General features: G+C 73.3%; 20 protein-coding genes. 11 read left to right on the forward strand and 9 right to left on the reverse strand.

Annotation, left to right across the window (positions count from 1 at the left end; all coding sequences use genetic code 11):
• Window positions 1-21 precede the first annotated feature (21 nt).
• Together EV378_RS22595 and rsrA are read left to right on the forward strand one after the other, a co-directional pair.
• Complete coding sequence (locus tag EV378_RS22595; RefSeq protein WP_243653719.1) at window positions 22-777, forward strand: sigma-70 family RNA polymerase sigma factor; 756 nt, start codon at window positions 22-24, stop codon at window positions 775-777.
• A complete protein-coding gene (rsrA, locus tag EV378_RS22600; RefSeq protein ID WP_481404378.1) occupies window positions 774-1,148 on the forward strand; it encodes a mycothiol system anti-sigma-R factor in 375 nt (124 codons plus the stop codon). The genes EV378_RS22595 and rsrA overlap by 4 nt, the downstream gene beginning before the upstream one ends.
• 68 nt (window positions 1,149-1,216) lie before the next feature.
• Here the strand turns inward: rsrA and EV378_RS37110 are convergent, their stop codons facing one another.
• Window positions 1,217-1,291: a 50S ribosomal protein bL37 gene (locus EV378_RS37110; protein WP_379612052.1), complete on the reverse strand. Its 75-nt coding sequence runs from the start codon at window positions 1,289-1,291 to the stop codon at window positions 1,217-1,219.
• A 69-nt stretch (window positions 1,292-1,360) separates the two neighbouring features.
• On the opposite strand from EV378_RS37110, the gene EV378_RS22605 reads away from it, so the two are divergent.
• On the forward strand, window positions 1,361-2,893 hold the full coding sequence (locus EV378_RS22605) for a sensor histidine kinase (RefSeq protein WP_132429413.1): 1,533 nt from the start codon (window positions 1,361-1,363) through the stop codon (window positions 2,891-2,893).
• 216 nt (window positions 2,894-3,109) lie between these two features.
• Here the strand turns inward: EV378_RS22605 and EV378_RS22610 are convergent, their stop codons facing one another.
• Window positions 3,110-3,361, reverse strand: a complete 252-nt coding sequence (locus EV378_RS22610; RefSeq protein WP_132429415.1) for a WhiB family transcriptional regulator — start codon at window positions 3,359-3,361, stop codon at window positions 3,110-3,112.
• Between the two features lie 478 nt (window positions 3,362-3,839).
• Window positions 3,840-4,787, reverse strand: a complete 948-nt coding sequence (locus EV378_RS22615) for a diacylglycerol/lipid kinase family protein (protein ID WP_132429417.1) — start codon at window positions 4,785-4,787, stop codon at window positions 3,840-3,842.
• A 33-nt stretch (window positions 4,788-4,820) separates the two neighbouring features.
• Here EV378_RS22615 and EV378_RS22620 point away from each other — a divergent pair, with 33 nt between their 5' ends.
• Complete coding sequence (locus tag EV378_RS22620) at window positions 4,821-5,240, forward strand: hypothetical protein (RefSeq protein WP_132429419.1); 420 nt, start codon at window positions 4,821-4,823, stop codon at window positions 5,238-5,240.
• Here EV378_RS22620 and EV378_RS22625 read toward each other — a convergent pair.
• On the reverse strand, window positions 5,225-5,725 hold the full coding sequence (locus tag EV378_RS22625; protein WP_424511250.1) for a GNAT family N-acetyltransferase: 501 nt from the start codon (window positions 5,723-5,725) through the stop codon (window positions 5,225-5,227). The genes EV378_RS22620 and EV378_RS22625 overlap by 16 nt on opposite strands.
• Window positions 5,722-6,327: a histidine phosphatase family protein gene (locus EV378_RS22630; RefSeq protein WP_132429421.1), complete on the reverse strand. Its 606-nt coding sequence runs from the start codon at window positions 6,325-6,327 to the stop codon at window positions 5,722-5,724. The genes EV378_RS22625 and EV378_RS22630 overlap by 4 nt, the downstream gene beginning before the upstream one ends.
• 152 nt (window positions 6,328-6,479) lie before the next feature.
• On the opposite strand from EV378_RS22630, the gene EV378_RS22635 reads away from it, so the two are divergent.
• From EV378_RS22635 to EV378_RS22645, 3 genes are all read left to right on the forward strand, one after another.
• On the forward strand, window positions 6,480-7,406 hold the full coding sequence (locus EV378_RS22635; protein WP_207908832.1) for a trypsin-like peptidase domain-containing protein: 927 nt from the start codon (window positions 6,480-6,482) through the stop codon (window positions 7,404-7,406).
• A 300-nt stretch (window positions 7,407-7,706) separates the two neighbouring features.
• Window positions 7,707-8,912 (forward strand): NAD(P)-dependent malic enzyme, encoded by a 1,206-nt coding sequence (locus tag EV378_RS22640; protein WP_132429423.1) that lies wholly within the window; start codon window positions 7,707-7,709, stop codon window positions 8,910-8,912.
• A gap of 428 nt (window positions 8,913-9,340) precedes the next feature.
• On the forward strand, window positions 9,341-11,884 hold the full coding sequence (locus tag EV378_RS22645; RefSeq protein WP_243653720.1) for a putative bifunctional diguanylate cyclase/phosphodiesterase: 2,544 nt from the start codon (window positions 9,341-9,343) through the stop codon (window positions 11,882-11,884).
• Between the two features lie 4 nt (window positions 11,885-11,888).
• On the opposite strand, the gene EV378_RS22650 is transcribed toward EV378_RS22645, so the two are convergent.
• Together EV378_RS22650 and EV378_RS22655 are read right to left on the reverse strand one after the other, a co-directional pair.
• Window positions 11,889-13,130: an acyl-CoA dehydrogenase family protein gene (locus tag EV378_RS22650; RefSeq protein WP_132429425.1), complete on the reverse strand. Its 1,242-nt coding sequence runs from the start codon at window positions 13,128-13,130 to the stop codon at window positions 11,889-11,891.
• On the reverse strand, window positions 13,130-13,990 hold the full coding sequence (locus tag EV378_RS22655) for a TIGR03620 family F420-dependent LLM class oxidoreductase (RefSeq protein ID WP_132429427.1): 861 nt from the start codon (window positions 13,988-13,990) through the stop codon (window positions 13,130-13,132). Before EV378_RS22655 ends, EV378_RS22650 begins: the two co-directional genes overlap by 1 nt.
• Before the next feature lie 73 nt (window positions 13,991-14,063).
• On the opposite strand from EV378_RS22655, the gene EV378_RS22660 reads away from it, so the two are divergent.
• On the forward strand, window positions 14,064-14,876 hold the full coding sequence (locus EV378_RS22660; RefSeq protein ID WP_132429429.1) for an MOSC domain-containing protein: 813 nt from the start codon (window positions 14,064-14,066) through the stop codon (window positions 14,874-14,876).
• A gap of 132 nt (window positions 14,877-15,008) precedes the next feature.
• Here the strand turns inward: EV378_RS22660 and EV378_RS22665 are convergent, their stop codons facing one another.
• Window positions 15,009-15,932, reverse strand: coding sequence for an SDR family oxidoreductase (locus EV378_RS22665; protein WP_132429431.1), 924 nt, complete (start codon window positions 15,930-15,932; stop codon window positions 15,009-15,011).
• 124 nt (window positions 15,933-16,056) lie between these two features.
• The gene (locus tag EV378_RS22670) at window positions 16,057-17,409 is read right to left on the reverse strand and encodes an Nramp family divalent metal transporter (RefSeq protein WP_132429433.1); all 1,353 of its coding nucleotides are present in this window, start codon (window positions 17,407-17,409) and stop codon (window positions 16,057-16,059) included.
• A gap of 230 nt (window positions 17,410-17,639) precedes the next feature.
• Between EV378_RS22670 and EV378_RS22675 the strand changes: the two genes are divergently transcribed.
• From EV378_RS22675 to EV378_RS22685, 3 genes are read left to right on the forward strand one after another with little or no spacing between them, the layout of a single operon-like run.
• The gene (locus EV378_RS22675; protein ID WP_132429435.1) at window positions 17,640-17,900 is read left to right on the forward strand and encodes a hypothetical protein; all 261 of its coding nucleotides are present in this window, start codon (window positions 17,640-17,642) and stop codon (window positions 17,898-17,900) included.
• Window positions 17,901-17,928: 28 nt separating this feature from the next.
• Window positions 17,929-20,715, forward strand: coding sequence for an FtsK/SpoIIIE domain-containing protein (locus EV378_RS22680; protein WP_132429437.1), 2,787 nt, complete (start codon window positions 17,929-17,931; stop codon window positions 20,713-20,715).
• Window positions 20,712-21,086 carry a hypothetical protein gene (locus tag EV378_RS22685; RefSeq protein ID WP_132429439.1) on the forward strand — a complete coding sequence of 125 codons (375 nt, stop codon included), beginning with the start codon at window positions 20,712-20,714 and terminating at the stop codon, window positions 21,084-21,086. The genes EV378_RS22680 and EV378_RS22685 overlap by 4 nt, the downstream gene beginning before the upstream one ends.
• Window positions 21,087-21,092: the final 6 nt, after the last annotated feature.

Raw genomic sequence — 21,092 nt, forward strand, 5'->3', positions numbered from 1 at the left:
TCTGAGCGGTCCGCCGCCGTGGTGAGTTCGCCGATCACCACCATGTGGCCGGAGTCGCTGGAGAGGGGATCGGTGCCGGAGCACGAGGAGAAGGACACGTCCGTCCAGGACGTCGACGCGACGACGGAGGACGCCGTCGCGACCGCAGAGGTCGGTGAGGACACCGACCGTGCCGAGGACGACGAGACGGTCGAGGAGCGGGTCGCGCGCTTCGAGCGGGACGCGATGCCGCTGCTGGACCAGCTCTACGGCGCGGCGCTGCGGATGACCCGCAACCCGTCGGACGCCGAGGACCTGGTGCAGGAGACGTTCCTGAAGGCCTACTCGGCGTTCCGTACGTTCCGCCGCGGGACGAACCTCAAGGCGTGGCTGTACCGGATCCTGACGAACACCTACATCAACGGGTACCGGAAGCGGCAGCGCCAGCCGGTGCAGGCCCCGACCGACGAGATCACCGACCACCAGCTGGCCCAGGCCGGTGAGCACAGCTCCACGGGCCTGCGTTCGGCCGAGATGGACGCGCTCGACGCCCTGCCGGACGACGACGTCAAGCAGGCCCTGCAGGCGCTGCCCGAGGACTTCCGGATGGCCGTCTACCTGGCCGACGTGGAGGGCTTCGCCTACAAGGAGATCGCCGAGATCATGGGCACCCCGATCGGGACCGTGATGTCGCGGCTGCACCGCGGCAGGCGCCAGCTGCGCGACATGCTGGCCGACACCGCCCGCGAGCGTGGCTTCGTCCGTGGTGACGAGGCCCAGGAGGTGACGACGAGGTGAGCGCGACCGACGAGACCCCGGACCGGGCGCGCCCGGCGACGAACCCGATGATGGGTTCCACCGGCTGCTCAGAGGTCCTGGCCGAGGTCTGGCTGTTCCTCGACCGGGAGTGCGACCCGTCGCGGCGGGCCGTGCTCGAGCAGCACCTCGACGAGTGCGCCCCCTGCCTCGCGGAGTACGGGATCGACGAGAAGCTCAAGGCGCTGCTCGCCCGCAAGTGCGGTGGTGACGTCGCACCCAGCGGTCTCAAGGAGCGGCTGCGGACGCAGATCCGGTCGGCCGTGCTCGAACAGGCCGAGGTGCACGTCGAGTCCGGCCCTGACGGGTCGACGGTGTCGGTCCGCGCGACCCGGATCGAGCGACGCGGCTGACGGAGGAGTTCGAACGAGAAGGGCGCCTCCCGCACGGGAGGCGCCTCTCGTCGTCTCTGGGGCGAATCTCAGGTGTTCGGCTTCTTGCCGTGGTTCGCCTTGTTCTTGCCGCGGTCGCGGCGCTTGCGGGCACGCTTGGACATGGCGGCCTCCCTTCTCCCTGCTCGGGCAATCATCGCATGTGATGGGATGCGGGGTCGGGAGGGATGCCCGTGACCACGTTGAGCGAGCTGCTGGCCGAGCACACTCGGATGGAGGGCGAGACCGTCGACCACCTCCAGCGGGTGGTGGCGGAGTGGCAGTTGCTGGCCGACATGTCGTTCGCCGACTTCCTGCTCTGGGTACCGCTGGACGACCGGTCCACACCGGACGGCGCCGTACCCCTGTCCCGGCCTGCGGACGGCTCGTTCCTGTGCGTGGCGCAGGCACGCCCCACGACGGCGCCGACGGCGCACCCGGACGACGTCGTCGGGCGCCGGGCCGCGGCGATCGAGGTCGGGCAGCTGCGCCGCGCCGTCGTCGAAGGTCGGATCTGCCGGGACGACGACCCGCGCTGGCACCTCGAGGTCCCGGTCCGCCGGGAGACGATCCCGGTGCGACGGGCCGGGCGCACCGTCGCCGTCCTGTCCCGGGACACGAACCTGTCCACGCCCCGGGTGCCGAGCCCGCTCGAGATCGCCTACCTTGGCAGCGCGTCCGACCTCTGCCAGATGATCGTCGACGGCACGTTCCCGCCGGTCGTCCCGCAGGCCACGACGGAGGGGAGCCCCCGGGCCGGGGACGGCCTGGTCCGCCTCGACGCGCACGGCAACGTCGCCTACGCCAGCCCGAACGCGCTGTCCGCCTACCACCGCATGGGCCACGCCAGCGACGTCGCCGGGACCGAGCTGGCCGTCGTCACGAAGCGGCTCGTGCTGGACCCGTTCGACGCGGCCGAGGTCGCCACCAAGATCACCGACGCGCTGGAGGGCAAGCCGTCGGCGCGCATGGAGATCCGTGGACGACGGGCGTCGATGCTGGTCCGGGCGCTGCCGTTGCGTCCGCGGGGGGATCCGGCCGGTGCGCTGGTGATCGTGCGCGACGTGACCGACCTGCGGCGCAGGGACATGGCCCTGCTGTCCAAGGACGCGACGATCCGCGAGATCCACCACCGGGTGAAGAACAACCTGCAGACCGTCGCGGCGCTGCTGCGGATGCAGTCGCGGCGCAGCTCGAACCCGGAGGCCGGACGCGCGCTCGAGGAGAGCGTCCGGCGGGTCAACTCGATCGCACTCGTGCACGAGGCGCTCGCCTACTCGGTGGCCGAGACCGTCGAGCTGGACGCGCTGCTGGACCGCGTGCTGCCGGCGATCCGGGACGGCGCGACGACGGAGGTGCGCGCGAGGGTCCGGGTCGAGGGCGGTTTCGGCACGCTCCCGGCACAGCACGCGACACCGCTGGTGCTCGTGCTGACCGAGCTGGTGCACAACGCGCTCGCGCACGCCTACGAGCCCGGCCAGACCGGCGAGGTCGTGGTGTCCGCCAAGCGTTCCGCGGGAAGCCTCGACGTCACGATCGCCGACGACGGGCGCGGTCTCCCGGACGATTTCGACGTCGAGACGGCCAACGGGCTCGGTCTGCAGATCGTGCGCACGCTGCTCACGTCCGAGCTCGAGGCGTCGCTCCGGATGCGTGCCCGCCCCGGTGGTGGGACGGAGGCGCTGATCCGGATGCCCCTGGGCGGAGCGACGAACGGTAGCGGCTAGGCTTTCACCGATGGCCGATGAGCCCGGTGCCGAGGTCGCGCCGGCACCGATGTCGTCGACCATGGTTCCGGAAGCCGGCCCGCCGACGTGTGCAGGTGGACCACGACCCGGGACACGAACTGCGGGCCCGCGGCCGGTGGCATCCGGCTGCGGGCCCGCAGTTCAGGGGGAGCGTTCAGTTCTTCCCGGCGCCAGCGCCGGAGGTACCTGAGGTGATCAGGCCGTACGAGCGCGGCTACGGACGCCGCGGCGCTTCAGCGCACGACGCTCGTCCTCGCTCATGCCACCCCACACACCGGCGTCCTGGCCGGACTCGAGGGCCCAGGCGAGGCACTGCTCGGTGACGGGGCAACGACGGCACACCGTCTTCGCCTCGGCGATCTGCATCAGGGCAGGGCCGCTCGTCCCGACGGGGAAGAACAGCTCCGGGTCCTCGTCGCGGCAGATCGCGTCGTGACGCCAATCCATGGTCTCTAAACTCCTCGTGTGCGCGATCGGGGTCGCGCCGATCGACTTCGTACAGGCATTCCGCCGCTTGTGAATGATTTCACGAGCGGGGTTCCGTCTTCAAGGGTCCATCTCCCAGGTCACAGGAGACGGAACTGGTCCGAGCGCGAGATGGGCTCACCTTCACCCTCATCCCCTGCGACGGGCAGGCGATGACGGCCGGAACCTCTCGGCCCCGGCCGGACCGTGCTCATACCAGTGTCCCCGCCCGGCAACGGATCGGCTACCCGAATCCGTGTCGGACCAAACACTCCCGGGCGTCGCTGCCCGGGAAGGAACCCCCTCAGCAGGGGTTCCTCGCTTGCGTGGACCCACCTTGGATCACCGTTTGGCCAGGTGCGAGACCCAACGGGCTCGGCGGTTCACGGCCATCGGTGAATGGTGTTGCCATCACACCGGCGGGTGAGCGGTGCCTCTGCGCTGCGGTGAACTGCAAGCGTCACACGACGACGCGTAGTGCCGCGGGCACCGAGAGGAACTCGACATCGGTGCGTTCTCCCAGGTGATCCCCGTCGAGCTGGAGTGCGAGGGGGACGTCACTGGTGATCCGGACGAGCGGTACCGCGTCGTGCCGGACGACGTGGCGGCCGTGCGGGTCGCCGTCCGAGGACAGGATCTCACGCAGCACCGCGGCGATCGTGCGCGGACCCAGGCTGCGCAGGGCGAACAGGCCGAGACCGCTGCCGAACGAGGACCGGGGGTTCGTCCGCACCGCCCGGCCGGACAGGTACGTCCACGGGTCGGTGTTGCTGACGAACGCCAGCTTGACGCCGCCGAGTGCGTCCGCCCCGGGCAGGTGCACCGTCATCGACGGCGGGCGGCGCAGCTGGGCCAGGTACTGGCCGAGCGCGGTCATCGCGTAGCGGCCGGGACTGGCCTCGTGTCCCTGCGCCCTCGCCCGCTCGACGGCGGCGACGACGTCGGCGTCCCACCCCATCCCGGCGTTGAACGTGAACCAGCGGTCGTCGGCGTGGCCGAGCCCGACCATCCGCTGTCGCCGCTCGGCGAGCGCGGTGAGCACGTGCCCGGTCGCCTCGACCGGGTCGCGCGGCATCTGCAGGGCCCTGGCGAACACGTTGGCCGAACCGCCGGGCACGACGGCCAGCATCGCCGTCGCGTACGGGTCCGGGCGGGCGGGCGCCGTCGTCCCGGTCTGGTCGGCCAGCAGCCCGTTCACGACCTCGTTCACCGTGCCGTCCCCGCCGAGCGCCACGACCAGCTCGACGCCGTCGCGCACCGCGGCCGCCGTGCCCTCGGCCGCGTGCCCGCGGTAGCGCGTCTGCAGCACGTCCAGCTTCAGCTCGCTGGCCAGCGCCTTCGTCAGCACGTCCCGCCCGGCGGCGGTCGTCGACGTGGCCTGCGGGTTGACCACGAGCAGCGCGCGCACGCCCCACACCGTATCGGTGCATATCCTGGGGCCATGGACAGCGACCGGCGGCCGGTGCGCCAGGCCGCGCCGCAGAACGTCCGGGTGGCGGGCGCACTGGTCGCGCTGCAGGGGGCGGTCGGAGCCGCGTTCGGTGCCGTGTTCGGCGCACGTGCGCTGGCCGCCAGCGGTCCCGCCGTCGGCTACGGGCTGGCCGAGGCCGCGTTCTTCCTCCTGATCGGCGCGGCCGTCGCCGCGGTCGGCGCAGCGCTGGTCCGTGGCCACCGCGGGGTGCGCACGCCGGCGATCGTCGTCCAGCTGCTCCTGCTGCCGGTCGTCTACAGCCTGATCGGGCCGTCCCGGCAGCTGGTGTGGGGCATCGTCACCGGGCTCGTCGTGATCCTCACGTTCCTGCTGCTGATCAGCGACCAGTCCCGGCGCTGGTCGATGGGCGACGACTACCCGGACGAGTAGCGCCCGGCCAGTTCGACGAGCGGGGGTCCGGTCAGCCGGAACGTCGTCCATCCGTCGTTCGGGGACGCGCCGAGACGTTCGTAGAACCCGATCGCCGGCGCGTTCCAGTCCAGGACGTTCCACTCCAGCCGGGCCCAGCCGCGCTCGTCGCAGATCCGGGCCAGCGCGGCCAGCAACCGGGCGCCGTGCCCGCCGCCGCGGTGCGCCGGGCGGACGTAGAGGTCCTCGAGGTGGATGCCGGCCACGCCCTCCCACGTGGAGAACGTGCGGAACCAGATCGCCAGCCCGACGACGGTGCTGTCGGCGCCGCCGGAGTCGGCGACCAGCGCGTGGGCCACCGGGTCGTCACCGAACAGCGCGGCCGTGAGGTGCTCCGCGGTCAGACGGCACTCGTCGGGCGCCTTCTCGTACTCGGCGAGCTCGTGGACCAGCTCGACCATGGCGTCGACGTCGGCGGGTGCCGCCTCGCGCACGGTTCCGGTCACGACGGCGGCAGCTGGTTGACGTGGTCGAGGCGCGGCACGCCGCGCTCGTGCCCGAGGACGGTCACGGCGGCCGGGTCCATCTTCAGGTGCACCCCGCCGGTGGCGGGCAACCCGATCCAGCGCACGGCCAGCACCCGTCCGAAGTGGCCGTGTCCGACGAGGACGACGTCGCCGCCGTCGAGCAGGCCGCGGACGTCGTCGAGCACGGAGTCGGCGCGGGCGGCCACGTCGTCCGGCGTCTCGCCGCCCCGCCACGGTCCGTCCCAGATCGTCCAGCCGGGAAGCGTCTCCCGGATCTCCTCCGTGGTGCGGCCCTCCGCCTCGCCGTAGTCCCACTCGCCGAGCCGCTCGTCCACGGCGTCCACCTGCAGGCCGGCGAGCTCTGCCGTGTCCCGTGCCCGCGAGCGCGGGCTGCTCAGCACCCGCACCGGCGGCGGCGCGTCCGGTCCGCGGAGCTCCGCGAGCGCGCGCGCCGACCGGCCGGCGGCGGCGCGTCCGGTGTCGGTCAGCGGGATGTCCGTGCGTCCGGTGTGGCGCCCCGCGGCCGACCACTCGGTCTCACCGTGGCGCAGCAGGAACACCCGCCCGTTCTCCGAGGTCACGGACGCGGACGTTAACGCCCCGTGTGCGGACACGCCCGACGGCGTGGATCGGACGTGACCCGATCGGACCCGAACCTGACGCCGCACCCCGCTCGTTGTGTGTCCGAACAGTGCGCGCCGGGTCCGGTGCGCCGGGCGAGAGAGGGAGATCCATGACGCGTGCACCCCGGACCGTCCGACGTCTCGCCGGGGCGGGGATCGCCGTCGGGCTGGCCGCGACCGCGGCACTGCTCGCCCCGATGACGGCGTCGGCGGCGCCGCAGGCCGCGTTCGCGCCGGCCACCGCGGCGGCCATCGGTCCGGGTGTGGAGCTCGCGACGCCGGTGGGGGACGGCGCGGAGCTGTGCACGGCGAACTTCGTGTTCACCGGCGGCGACACGGTCTACCTCGGCACGGCGGCCCACTGCTTCGGCACCGCGGACGCCGGGTCGTCGGTGGACGGCTGCACGGAGCCCGTGATGGACGACGGCGCCGCCGTGGGCATCCACGGGCGCGACGGGCGTACCTACCGGGGCACGCTGGCCTACGACTCGTGGGGTGCGATGCAGGCCACGGGCGAGACCGACCCGGCGCTGTGCTCGGAGAACGACTTCGCGCTCGTCGCGCTCGCACCGGAGGACGCCGCCCGGACGAGCCCGACGATCCCGGGTGTCGGCGGTCCGACCGCCCTGGACACGGACGGCACGAAGAACGGCGAGCGGGTCTTCAGCTACCAGCCCAACCAGATCGGGGTCGCGCCGAACAAGCAGGGCGTCAGCCTGGGCCAGCCGGACCCGTGGACGCACGTCGTCGCCACGATCCCGCCGGGCGTCCCCGGGGACTCGGGCAGCGGTTACGTCGACGCCGAGGGCCGCGCGTTCGGCTCGCTGTCCAGCCTGATGGCGCCGAGCTCGTCGAACGGGGTGGCGGACATCGCGCAGGCGCTGGCGTACGCGTCGCGGAACGGGTCCGTGGGTGACGTCTCCCTGGTCCCCGGCGACCGGCCGTTCTCGCCGACCGCCCTCCCGCTGACCGAGGCGCCCTCCCTGCCGTCGCTGCCGCTCCCGCTGCCGGACCTGGTGCCCGCACCACTCGGCTGAGCCCGCACCGCACACGACACCGCACACGACACCGCGCCGTCCCGAGGGGCGGCGCGGTGTCGTTCCGGGGTGAGACTGCCGACACCCTCCCGTGTGGATGGCGGGGCCGGCCGGTCCTCCGGTTAGCATGGCGGGCAGTACCCGACAGCCAGATCCCCGTCGCCCGCCGTATCCGGTGCGGGCCGGTGGGGGTGGCCGTCCGGCACCGAGAGTTGGTTGACGACACCCGTGACCTCCGGTGCAACGGCAGTGCCTTCCCGGCACCCCGCATCCGTTCCCCGTGAGGAGCCACGTTCCATCATGTCCTTGACCGACCGGATCCGTCCCGAGAGCGACACCGACCGCGACACCGCCCCGCTGCACGCCGACGAGGTGTTCGGCGCGCACGAGGGCGGCAAGCTCGGCACCGGGCTGACCGCGCCGCTCGCCGACGCCCGTGACCTCGCGATCGCCTACACGCCCGGCGTCGCCGACGTGAGCCGCGCGATCGCCGCCGACCCGGCTCTCGCGGCCCGGTACACGTGGTCGCACCGTCTGGTCGCGGTCGTCAGCGACGGCACGGCGGTGCTCGGCCTCGGCGACATCGGTCCGCGGGCCGCGCTGCCGGTGATGGAGGGCAAGTCGGCGCTGTTCAAGTCGTTCGCCGGGCTGGACTCGATCCCGCTCGTGCTGGACACGACGGACGTCGACGAGATCGTCGAGACGCTGGTGCGGCTGCGGCCGACGTTCGGCGCGGTGAACCTGGAGGACGTCGCGGCGCCACGCTGCTTCGAGCTCGAGCGCCGGTTGATCGACGAGCTGGACTGCCCGGTCATGCACGACGACCAGCACGGCACGGCGATCGTGCTGCTGGCCGCGCTGCGCGGTGCCGCCGCCGTGCAGGGGCGCCCGCTGTCCGGGCTGCGGGTCGTCGTGTCCGGCGCTGGTGCGTCCGGCGTGGCTTGCTCGCGGATCCTGTTGTCCGCCGGGGTGTCCGACGTGGTCGTGCTGGACTCCCGCGGCGTGATCAGCGAGGCGAGGGGCGGCGAGAAGGCCGCGCTCGCGGCCGAGACGAACCCGCGCGGCGTGACCGGCGGGCTCCCCGAGGCGATCGACGGCGCCGACGTGTTCGTCGGGCTCTCCGGTGCGCGCGTCGAGCCGTCCCTGCTGTCCACCATGGCCCCGGACTCCGTCGTGTTCGCTCTGTCCAACCCGGATCCCGAGGTGCACCCGGAGGACGCCGCCCGGTACGCCGGGATCGTCGCCACCGGGCGGAGCGACTTCCCGAACCAGATCAACAACGTGCTCGCGTTCCCCGGAGTGTTCCGGGGCGCGCTGGACGCGGGGGCCCGCCGGATCACCGAGCGGATGAAGCTCGCGGCGGCGGACGCGATCGCCCGGGTCGCCGCCGACGACCTGTCCGCCGACCGGATCGTCCCGGGCCCGTTCGACCCGCGGGTGGCTCCGGCGGTGGCGGCGGCGGTGGCCGACGCGGCGCGCGGGGAGCGCGACACGCCGTCAATCTGATCACCGACGGTGTTTGCGACGAAGCGTAGGGCGATCGTCGGTGAACGGCGGGTGTCCTCCGTCAAGTTCGGCGTGCTCGTTGGGCGACTCTCCGTGACCTCTCGGCGCGCCGGGTCTCGATTACCGGACGCACCTGGCGGTCGGAGTACAAGCCGTTAGGCTGAACAGGCGCGTCACGCCCTGTGCAACCAGCCTCGATCGGGCTACCTGGGCGGATCGACCGCGCTGATGGCTCGTTGTCCCTGGTGCACGATGCCGATCGAAACGGAGGCAGGGGCGTGGGCGAGGTGGAGCCGCATGCGGGTGATCGCCCGACCGGTGGCCGGACGTCGCCCGGTCCCGACACCGCGACTCGATCCGGCTCACGTCCGCGGCCGAGCCCGCGGCGAAGGGACCACGATCGGTCCGGTGGCGGTGGTGACGGCTTCGTGAACGACCTCGCACGGGTGTTCGGTGATACGGGACGCGGTGGAGAGGGGCCGCGCTCCGGAACGGCTCCCGACGTCCTCGACGCCCCCGGCGTGCCGGAGGACGCGGGGTACCTGGACACGCTCGACGCGCCGCCGTCGTCGCAGCCGGTGGCGCCGGACGTCCCGGACGTCGTGCTGCCCCAGGCCGCGACGATGCTGTGCGACCGCTCCGGTGTGGTCCTGCGTGCCAACCCGGCCCTGCGCCGGCTCGCCGGGTCCGCCGACCCGACCGGGATGCGCCTGACCCAGCTGCTCGTCGGGCCGGACTCGGACGCGCGGCTGGTGCGTGCCGACCGTCAGCTGGCGCGCGTGCGGGTCGTGCGCTGGCCGCAGGCGGGGGACCGGGTCGCCGTCGTCCTCGTGCCGTTCCCCGACTCGACGGCCCCCTCCGACGACGCCCCCGCCCTGGACCTGGAACGAGCCACCCGCTCGGGGACGTGGACGTTCGACCTGGCCGCGGGCACGCTGACCCGCAGCGAGGGGCTCGTCGAGCTGTACCGCGCGATCGGCGTCCGCCCGGACGGGCCGGAAGGGCCGGTCGAGGGCGAGCAGGTCGAGCGGGCCTGCCGGATCCTGCGCCGCGGACCGGAGGCGGTCGGCGACGCCGGGCACGCGGCGGAGATCCGCACCGGCGGCCGCGCCGTCCTCAGCTGCCGCACCCGCGTCGAGCGCACGCCGGGCGGCGGGCCGCTGCGGCTGATCGGCACCGTGCAGGACGTCACCGACCGCCGTCGCGCGGAGGAGCGGGCGCAGCGCTCCGGCCGCCGCTTCGCCGATCTCGTCTCCGCGATCACGACGGGCGTGGCGATGGTCGACGGCCGCGGGCGGATCATCGACGCCAACCCGGCCCTGTGCACGCTGCTCGACGCCGACCTGGAGCAGCTGCGCGGCGTCCCGGCCCGCAGCCTGTCCGCCGATCCGCAACGCTCGGACGCCGAGCTGCCGGACTGGCAGTCGGCCCCGGGGCCGGACGCGCCGCCGCTGAGGGTCGACGCCATGCCGCTGGTGCGGGCCGACGGCACGTCGGTGCGCTGCGAGATCGTCGTGCACCCCAGCCCCGCCGACGACGGTCGCCCGTTCTGGCTGCTCGTCGTGACCGATGTCGAGCAGCGGGACCGCGCGGCGACCGTGGTGGCGGACGCCGACCGGGTGGACGCGCTGACCCGGCTGCCGAACCGCGTCGCGGCGCTGGAGCTGGTCGACCGGCTGCTGGCCGGACCGACCGCCGCCCGGGTCGCGCTGGTCTGCGGCGACATCGACGACTTCGCCAGGGTGAACGTCTCGCTGGGGCACGAGGCGGGCGACGCGCTGCTCGTCGAGCTCGCCGGCAGGCTGCAGCGCGAGCTGCCGGTCGGGTGCACGGCGGCCCGCCTGGCGGGTGACGAGTTCGCCGTGGTCTGCGCCGACCACGCCGAGGTCGGCGGACCGGCCGGGCTGGCCGCCCGGGTCACCGACCTGCTGCACGGCACAGTGACCGTGGACGGCAATCCGGTCACGACGACGGCGTCGGCGGGCGTGGCCACGCGGCAGTCCGGTCCCGAGAGCTCTGCCGGGTCGGGGACCGACCTGCTGCGCTGGGCCGAGGTGGCGATGTGCGGTGCGAAGCGGCAGGGCAGGCGCGCGGTGCGGGTGGCCGACCGCGCCGCCGTCGAGGCCGCCGACCGCCAGCTCGTGCTCGAGGCCGAGCTGCGCGCCGCGATCGAGGCCGACGCGCCCGGATCGTCGTCCGGCGAGATCGGGGGGACGCTGCGGTTGGAGTACCAGCCGGTCGTCGGCTCCGACGGCACCGTGCTCTCCGCCGAGGCGCTGCTGCGCTGGTCGCACCCCCGGCTCGGAGAGGTGACGCCGGGTGAGTTCCTGCCGGTCGCCCAGCGCGGCGGTCTGCAGCGCGATCTCGACCGCTGGGTGCTCCGCACGGCGGCGCGCGAGGCGGCGGGCTGGCCGCAGGGCGGGCAGCGGATCTCGGTCGCGGTGAACCTCGCCGGCCTGCTGCCGAGCGACCCGGACTTCCTCGACGAGGTCACGGCCGCGGTGACCGGATCCGGCCTGCCGTGGGACCAGCTCACGCTGGAACTGGTGGAGACGAGCCTGGTCGCGCTGCCGCCCCCGGCGCTGGGCGCGATGAGCGAGCTCGTGCGCCGCGGCGTCCGGTTCGCCGTCGACGACTTCGGGACCGGCTACTCGTCGCTGTCCCGGCTCAAGGAGCTCCCGGCACAGACGGTGAAGGTGGACCGCGCGTTCGTCGTCGGGGTGGGTACCGACCCGGCCGACTTCGCGCTGGCCCGCGCCGTCGTCGAGGTCGCCAGGGCGATGGGCCGGGCGACGGTGGCCGAGGGCGTGGAGACGGCCGAGCAGTTCCACGTGCTGCGCGGGCTCGGTGTCACCGGCTTCCAGGGCTGGCTGTTCGCCCGCTCGCTGCGCCCGGACGAGCTGGTGCGCGTACTGCGCGGGGGAGGGCTGCCGACACCGTCGACGCCGCCGCCCGCCGCCTCCGGCTGGTGACCACCTACCGCACGAACGCGCTGTGCCCGGTGACGGCCTTGCCGACGATCAGCGTGTTCATCTCGCGGGTGCCCTCGAACGAGAACAGCGCCTCGGCGTCGGCGAAGTAGCGAGCGATCCCGTTGGACAGCACGATCCCGTTGCCACCGACGAGCTGGCGGGACAACGACACGGTCTCGCGCATCCGGCTCGCGCAGAACTCCTTGGCCAGGGCCGAGTGGGCGTCCGACCCGTGGCCGTCGTCGATCAGCTGGGCGCAGCGCACCGCCATGCCGAGCGAGGCGGTCACGTTGCCCAGCATCGTCACGAGCAGGTCCTGCATCATCTGGAACCCGGCGATCGGGCGTCCGAACTGCTCGCGCTGCGTCGCGTAGGACAGCGCCAGCTCGTAAGCCGCCATCTGGGTGCCGACCGCGCCCCAGCACGCGTTGGCCCGGGTGCGCTGAAGCACCGCGCCCGCGTCGGCGAACGTGCCGCGCCCGCCGGACAGGCGGTGCGACTCCGGCACCCTGACCTGGTCGAGCACGATGTCGGCGTTCTGCACGATCCGCAGCGCCTGCTTGCCCTCGATCTTCTCGACGGTCATGCCGGGGGTACCGCCTGGCACGACGAACCCGCGCACGGCGCCGTCGGCGTCCGGGTCGGTGTCCTTCGCCCAGATCACGACCAGGTCGGCGAACGTGGCGTTGCCGATCCAGCGCTTCTCGCCGTCGAGGATCCACTCGTCCCCGTTCGCCCGAGATGTCACACGCTGTGCCGTCGTCTCCATCCCGCCCGCGACGTCGGACCCGCCGTGCGGCTCGGTCAGGCCGAACGCGCCGATCTGCTCCATCCGCGCCATCGCCGGCAGCCAGCGCTCCCGCTGCTCCGGCGTGCCGCACGCGTGGATCGAGCCCATCGCCAGCCCGGTGTGCACGCCGTAGAAGCTGTTCACCGACGGGTCGATGCGGGCGATCTCGGCGTGCAGGAAGCCGAGGAACACCCTGCTCGCGGGCGGGTCGGTGTAGGCGGCCCCGGCCAGGTCCAGGCCCGCGAAGCCCTTGACCAGCTGCATCGGGAACTCGGCGGCGTCCCACGCCTGCTCCACGACCGGGGCGACCTCGGTCGCCAGGAACGCCCGCAGGCGGCGCAGGGCCGCGCTCTCGTCGTCGGAGAGCAGGTCGCCGTAGCGGTAGAAGTCCGCGACGTGCGGGGCGTCCGGATCCAGGTCGAGCGTCGGGACGGGCAGCGTGGAGCGAAGCGGCATCACTCCACTGTCGTCCCGCGCGTCGCGGCCCGCACGCCGGGCAGGGCCGGTGCCAGTCTCCGCGCCGCCGCCACGCCGCCGGTCGGACCGAGCGTTCCGACCGACACGTGGTCCGCGCCCGCCGCCCGGTGCGCGGCGACCCGTGCCGCGACGTCGTCCGGTCCACCGTGCACGACGACGGCGTCCACCAGGCGGTCGCTGATCGTCGCGACGTCGTCGTCGGTGAACCCCATGCGCAGGACGTTGTCCCGGTAGCCGCGCACGCCGAGCAGGAACCCGAGCGTCGGGCGGGCGGTCTCCCTGGCCCGCACCGGGTCGTCGTCGAGCACGGTGAACTGCTGCACCGCCAGTACGCGGTCCGGTCCCAGGATCCCGCGCGCGCCCGCCGTGTACTCCGGGGTGACCATCAGCGGCAGTGCCCCGGCGGCGCGGTCCCTGGCCAGCGCCAGCTTGCGCGGACCGATCGCGGCGAGCATCCGCCGCCCGGCGGGGACCCGGGTCCCCACGGAGTCCAGACGGTCCAGATAGGCCCCGAACGCGGCCATCGCCCTCGGCTGCTGGGGAGCGCCGAGCCCGGCCACGAGCCGTCCGGGATGCTCGGCCTCCAGCTCCCGGTACAGCGCGGCGACCTCGTCGGCGGGGTACCGGCCGGTCGGGATGATGGAGGGGACCACCGGGATCCGCCGCGTCGCGCGGACCACCTCTGCGAGCCGGTCAAGGGCGTCGATCTGTCCACCGGCGATCCACAGTGCTCCGTAGCCGAGCTCCTCCAGCTCGGCGGCGTGGTCGAGGTGGCTGCCGTCGTCGCGGACCGTCAGGTCGGTCCCGACGGGCCCGAGGTCCGGAAGCGTGTCGTCCATGGGGACGACGCTAGGAGCTGAAGCCGACTCGAGGTCAACCGCCGCGGCACCGATCCGGGGTTAGGCTCGGCGGATGAACACCGTCGGCGCCGTGGCCGAGCTCTTCCGTTACCCGGTCAAGTCCATGCTCGGTGAGGCCTGCGAACAGGTGGAGATCGACGGTCTCGGAGTGATCGGAGACCGCGCGCAGGCGCTCGTCGACGTCGAGACCGGCAAGATCGCGACGGCGAAGCAGCCACGGTGGTGGCGCGAGCTGCTGCACTGCCGGGCGGCGACGGTCTCCGGCGAGATCCGCGTGACTCTGCCGGACGGGCGCGAGCTCGGGTCGCTCGACGTCGACGACCCGCTGTCGGAGATCCTCGGCCGTCCGGTCCGGATGTCCGAGCAGCGTGCCGACGGCGCCGAGATCGAGCGCCCGGAGCCGGAGGAGGTGCTCGCGCACGGGCTCGACGCCGACCTCGACGCGCCGGTGCTGGAGATCGCGATGGGCACGCCGGGCGGTCGGTTCGTCGACTACGCGCCGGTGCACCTGATCACCACGGCCACGCTGGACGAGGTCGGCGTGGAGACGTTGCGCTACCGGCCGAACATCGTGGTCCGCACGCCGGAGGGCACGCCGCCGTTCATCGAGAACGAGTGGCTCGGACGCCGGCTGCGGATCGGCGGCGTCGAGATGGAGGGGACCCTGCCGACACCGCGCTGCTCGGTCCCGACGCTGGAGCACGGCGACCTCGGGCGTTCCAGGGAGGCCCTGCGCACGCCCGCTCAGCTGAACACGGTGTGGGTCAGCCTGCTGGAGGCGAACCTCCCGTGCGTCGGGATGTACACGCAGGTGGTCGCACCCGGCGTCGTGCGCACCGGCGACGCCCTGGAACTGCTCGACTGAGCTGCCCCACCGCGTCCCGCCCCTCCGCGTCCAGCCCCCGCCCGCCGTGGTCCGCCACGACCCCTTTCCGAACGAACGGCACCTTCGAGCAATGGCATTGCTCGAACGGCCCGTTCGTTCGGGGTGGCGGAGTCAGCGGTAGCCCGTCGTGTCCGCGGGGAGCCCTGCGTCCTGCACCTCCGCGATGTAGCGCCACGCGTCCGGTCGGGAACCGTCCACATCGGTCCGTCCGTAGACGCGGCCCAGCTCGCCGGACGACGTGGACGTGGCGTTCCACCGCCGCCGGTCCGGGTCGGCGGCCAGTGCCGCGATCCCGCGGCCGACGAACCGCGGCGTCTCGGAGATCGCGAAGTGCGGCTCGTTCGCCAGCGCGTCGCGCCATGTCGGCTCCGTGACCCCGAACATCTCCAGCATGATCTCCGAACGCAGCCAGCCCGGCGTCACGGCGACGGCGGTGCCGTCGTAGCGCTCCAGCTCGTGTGCCCAGCTCCGGGCGAGCCGGATCGGGGCGACCTTGGCGACGTCGTAGTAGACGTTGAGGCGGTAGTTCGACGCGTTGTAGTCGGCAGTGCCGTCGGTGATCTCGACGACGAGCCCGCCCGGATTCCGCGTCATCAGCCGCAGGGCGTGGTGGGCGGTGACCAGATGGGTGTCGATCGCCAGCCGGAGCGTGCGCAGGCCGTTCTCCAGCGAGTGCTCCCACACCGGGGTCTCCCACTCGACCATCAGCTCGCCGCCCCAGATGTCGTTGACCAGCACGTCGAGGCGTCCGTGCTCGTCGTCGACGCGCTGGACCAGCGCCCGCACGGCGGCGGGGTCCAGGTGGTCGCACGGCACGGCGACACCGGTCCCGCCGGCGGCCGTGACCAGCTCGGCCGTCTCCTCGATCGTCTCCGGCCTGCCGTACTCCGACGGCTGCTCGCGTGTCGTGCGACCGGTGCAGTACACGGTCGCACCGGCGGCACCGAGCTCGACGGCGATGCCCCGGCCCGCGCCGCGCGTCGCCCCGGCCACGAGTGCGACGGTGCCGGTGAGGTCAACGGGGTGGTCGTCCATGCGCGACAGCATTCCGCCCATCCCGGACAGAACCGGTCAGGAATCGATCACCGGCCATCCCGAACGAAGGGGGCGGGACCGGTTGCCGAACGGGTCCGTGGCGCGTGGCGCAGCGCCAGGTAGGTCAGAACAGTCTGGACTGGACGTCGGTGACCAGCAGCACCAGGAACAGCACCGACGAGAGCCCCAGGATCCCGTTGGACAACCACCGCGACCGGCCCTCCGGAGCGACCAGCTTCGTGTTCAGCAGCAGCATCAGCGTGATCGCCAGGAACGGCATGAAGAACGACCCGAGCACGCCGTAGACCAGCGTCAACGCGAACGGCTTGTCGAACAGCAGGAGCAGCATCGGCGGGAACGTGAGCCACAGCAGGTAGCCGCGGAACGGTCGTGAGCGCTCCGCAACGGCCGCCTCGTACGCACCCGCCCGGCCGGCGCCGTCCGGAGCGCGCTCGCCGGGGACGACGGCGTTCGCCGCGTCGGCCTGCACCCCGATGTCGGCCCGCCTGCCGTGCGGCAGCCGGATCGTCCGGGTCCAGTCCGTGAACAGCAGCGACACGCCGTTCCACACGCCGAGCAGCGACGTCGACGTGACGGCGAGGAAGCCGATCAGGAAGATCAGCCGGGCCGCCCCGCCGTACAGCTCGCCGAGCTTGTCGGCGAGCACGAGCAGGCCGGAGTCCGACTCGGTCAGGTCCATCCCGAGCAGGATCGTGGAGCCGACGATCAGCATGGAGACCACGAAGATGCCGGTCATGACGTACCCGACGGCGTTGTCCAGCCGCATCATCGACAGCCAGCGAGGCCCTTTCCACCCCTTCGCGAACAGCCAGTAGCCGTAGGACGCCATGGTGATCGTGCCGCCGACGCCGCCGATCAGGCCGAGCACGTACACCGTCGACCCGGACGGCAGCCGCGGCACCAGCCCGGACGCGAGCGCACCCAGGTCCGGTCCGACCAGGAACGCGATCGACACGACCGACAGGAACTTGATCAGCACCAGGACGGTCATGAACTTCTCGAAGACCTCGTAGCGCTGCAGCCAGACCAGGATCAGGCCGAGCACGCCGGCGATCATGCCCCAGTAGCGGACGGACAGGCCCCCGAACAGCGCGTTCAGCGGCAGCCCGACGGCCGACATCGCCGTCGCCCCGTAGACGAAGCCCCAGATCACGATGTAGACGCCGAAGAAGACGGTCGCCCAGTAGCCCAGGCGGCGCCAGCCGTCGAGCATCGTGGCACCGGACGCGAGGTGCCAGCGGCCGACGCCCTCGCCGAGCGCGAGCTTCACCGCCGTGCCGACGACGGCCGCCCACAGCAGCACCGTCCCGAAGCTCGCGCCGGCCACCATGGTGGCGACGAGGTCGCCGGCCCCGACGCCGGTGGCCGCGGCCAGCAGCCCCGGCCCGATCGCGCGGATCTTCTCCCCGCCGCGGGGCGGCTCCACCCCGTCGAGCTGCGGACCGGGTGAGGTCATCGTCACACTCCTGGCGCAGGGGAACGGTCGCCCGGTCACCGTATGCGGGGCGAACGGCGCATTCCAGAACGAACGGGTCACGACCGTCCGTTCACGGCACCTGTGATCACGTTCGGCGAGGGTTTGCGCGGGTCGACGGCCCGCCTCACCATGGACGCGACGGCAGCGCCGTAGGTTGCGCGTGGCGACCGGATGGCCGCCGGGTCGCACGTACTCCGACGGAGGGCCGCATGGCGAACATCGACGAGATCCGCGCCGGGATCGCCCGGGCCAACCAGCAGGCCACCGAGAGCCTCGGCGCGCTCCGCCACGCCCGTCAGGCCATCGAGGAGGCCGCGGCGAACTTCGCCCAGAACATCTACGGCACCGCCCAGAACGACGCCGACGACGCCCGCTCCCGGTTCGCCGCCGCCGCCGAGAAGGTCGACGAGGTCGAGCAGGCTCTCCACGTCGCGATGCAGTCCGCCGACGACGTCGCCGGGCGTCTGTAGACGTGCCCGTCGTGACGACGACCGTGTGATGGGCCGACGCAGCGAACGGATCCGCGCCGCGTTCAACCATTTCCACGCCGTCGCGTCGTCCGCGCTCGGCTCCGCCGAGGTACGTCGCGACCGGGCGGCGGACCGGCACGCCGAGGTTCTGGTCGAGATGTGGCTGCGGGAGACCGGACACGATGCGGCGCAGCGCGACCCGGGACTGCGCCGGATACTGGGGAATCCCCGCTTCGCCGGTGTCGTGGCCCGGGTCGCCGACGACCGGGCACACGCGTTCGACCGGTGGCAGGGCGACTCGCCGAGCGAGCTGAGCGACATCGTCTCCGGCGCCGCGCCGGGGGCAGCGGGTGACGATCCGCGTGAGTGGACGTCCGACGCGGGCGACACCGAGGCGATCGGCCCCGTCCCCGAGATGTGGGTGCTGGGCACCGGGTCCGTCGAGGGCGGGTCGCCGTTCCGGGTCGCCGTCCCGTTGCTGGACCACGCGCACCTGCAGGTCGTCTCGACACCACGCACCCGGGAGCGGGCCGAGGCGATGGTCGAGCAGCTCGTGCTGCGGATGCTGCGGCACTTCCGGCCCGGCGTGGTGGGCGTGCACGTCTGGGACGTCGGGCAGCTGGCCGGTGCGCTGCCGGGGCTCTACCCGCTGACCCGCACGGGGCTGCTGACCGTGCACGACCCGACGCGGCTCGAGGCACTGCTCGGACAGCTCGCCGAGCGGATCCGCCGGGTCCAGACGAGGGTGCTGGCCGAGGGCAGCTCGTCGTTGCGCGAGCTCGCCGAACGGACCGGGCGGCGACCCGAGCCGTGGATGGTCGCGGTGCTGGTCGGCAACGGGCGGGAGCTGCCCGAGGCCGAGCTGCGCCAGTTGCAGCGCGTCGCGCGCGGCGGGATCGCGGCCGGGGTGGTGCTGGTCCTGCTGGACGTGCCCGCGGCGCTGCGACGTCCGGTGGAGAGCGTGACGTTCGGCGACCCGCCGGGGGTGGACCCGCAGGACGAGTCCGCGCCGGTGCCGGTCCGGACGTCGCTGACCGGGCCGCACGTGCTCGTCGAACCGGATCCGCCGGTGCGCCCGGACGACGTCACGGCGGTCTGCGACGGGATCGTGCGGGCCCACGAGGAGTGGCGCGGCCGCCTCGGCGCGTACAAGGACCTCCTTCCCTCCGGGAAGGAACGGTGGGGGGAGAGCTCGGAGAACGGCCTGGTCACCGAGATCGGGTTCGCGGACGGCATCCCGGCCGAGCTGCGCCTCGACGACCACTCCCCGCACGCGCTCGTCGGCGGGCCCAGCGGATCCGGCAAGACGAACCTGCTGCTGGGCTGGATCACGGGCCTGGCCGCGCGCTACGGACCCCGTGAGGTCGAGATGTACCTGCTCGACTTCAAGGAGGGCGTCTCGTTCGCCCAGTTCGCGCCGGACCCGGACGGTCGCCGCACCGACCGGTTGCCGCAGGCGCGCCTGATCGGCGTCAACATCAACACCGACCGGGAGTTCGGGCTGGCGCTGCTGCGCCACCTCTCCGAGGTCATGCGCTCGCGTGCGGAGGCGGCGCGGCGCAACGGTGCCACGAAGCTCGCCGAGCTGCGCCAGGCGCTCGCCGACGACGGCATCCAGGACGAGCGCGCCCGGCTTCCGCGGATCGTCGCCGTCATCGACGAGTTCCAGTTCCTGTTCAGCGGGCGGGACGCGGTCACGGCCGAGGCGACCCGGCTGCTGGAGGACGTCGCCCGGCGCGGCCGCTCGCAGGGCGTGCACCTCGTGCTGGCCAGCCAGGACGTCTCCGGCATCGACGCGCTGTGGGGTCGTTCGGCGATCCTCGAGCAGTTCGTGCTGCGGATCGCGCTGCCCCGCGCGCGCCGGATCCTCGCGCTGGAGAACGAGGCGGCACTGTCCTTGCCGCGGTGGCACGCGATCGTCAACCACGAGTCGGGCGTGGAGCACGGCAACCAGGTCGTGAGCCTGCCCGAGGTCGGCGGTCCCCAGGTCCGCGAGGTGCAGCCGGACGCGTTCACCAGGTTCGGCGACGAGCCGGACCCGGTCGTGTTCGACGGGGCACGTGCCCCGGACCACGACGCGCTCGCCGCCCGGCTACCTGCCGACGGCGTGCCCCGTTCGCTGCTCGGACAGTTCGTCGACGTCGAGGGCAGCCCGGCCGCGGCCGAGCTGCGGGACGTGCCGGGGCGCAACCTCGGCGTGATCGGGCCGGACGCGCGGGTCGCCGTACCGCTGCTGTGCGCCGCGGTCGCGTCCTACACCGCCACCCTCGCCGACGAGGGCACCCGCGTGGTCCTGGTGCCGCTGGCCGCGGAGGCCGTCGAGGCGGCCGAGGACCTCGCCTGCCGCCTGCACCTCGCCGTCGACAAGGTGTTCGCCGACGGGTTCGTCGCCCGCGTCACCGAGCTGGCCGCGGTCGTGCGGGAGCGGGCGGCGTCCGGGAGCAGCGGCGGCGCGCACCCGACGGTCGCGGTCGTGCTGTTCGGTGCCGACGTCGCCGAGACGATGCTCGACCGCACCGGGATGGAGGACCTGCGCGCCGTCCTGCGGCACGGCCCCGGCGTCGGCGTGCACGTGCTCGGCTGGTGGCAGGGCGCGCAACGGCTCAAGACGCTGCTGGCCCCGCCCGGCGCGGCCGTCGACGATCTCGGGGTCTGGGTGGCCATCGGTGTGCAGGGCGCGGACCTCGCCCACCTGGTCGGCGGTGATCCCGTCGACTGGTCGCCCACCCCCGGCCGTGGCCTGATGCTCGACCGCGCCCGGCACGGGAGCCCGCAGCTGGTGATCCTGACCGACCAGGGGGGTGGATCCCGGTGAGCTCCGACGAGAACGCCGTCGACCGCTACCGCGACGTGGTCGCGCGGCTCGCCGGTGCCGTCGTCGAGCTGCGGGAACGGGACGCCCTGCGGGTCGAGGAGCTGCGCCGCGAGCTGCGCGCGGCCGACCGTGAGCTGCACGACGCCGCGGAGGCACTCGTCGTCGCGGAGGGCATGTTCGAGCTGCGGTGGGAGTCCGCGCTGCAGATGATGTGGGCGACCAGCGAACCCGGCAAGCCGCGGCCGCGGCCCGACCACCGGGCCGACCCGGCGAGGCACGACGCATTGGAGGTCGACGCCGACGAGGCCCTCCAAGCGCTGCGCGCGGCCGGGGACCGCCGCCTGTTCCGCCTGCGGCGCGACGACGGCTGACCGGCC

The organism is Pseudonocardia endophytica (genome assembly GCF_004339565.1).
GTDB lineage: Bacteria > Actinomycetota > Actinomycetes > Mycobacteriales > Pseudonocardiaceae > Pseudonocardia > Pseudonocardia endophytica.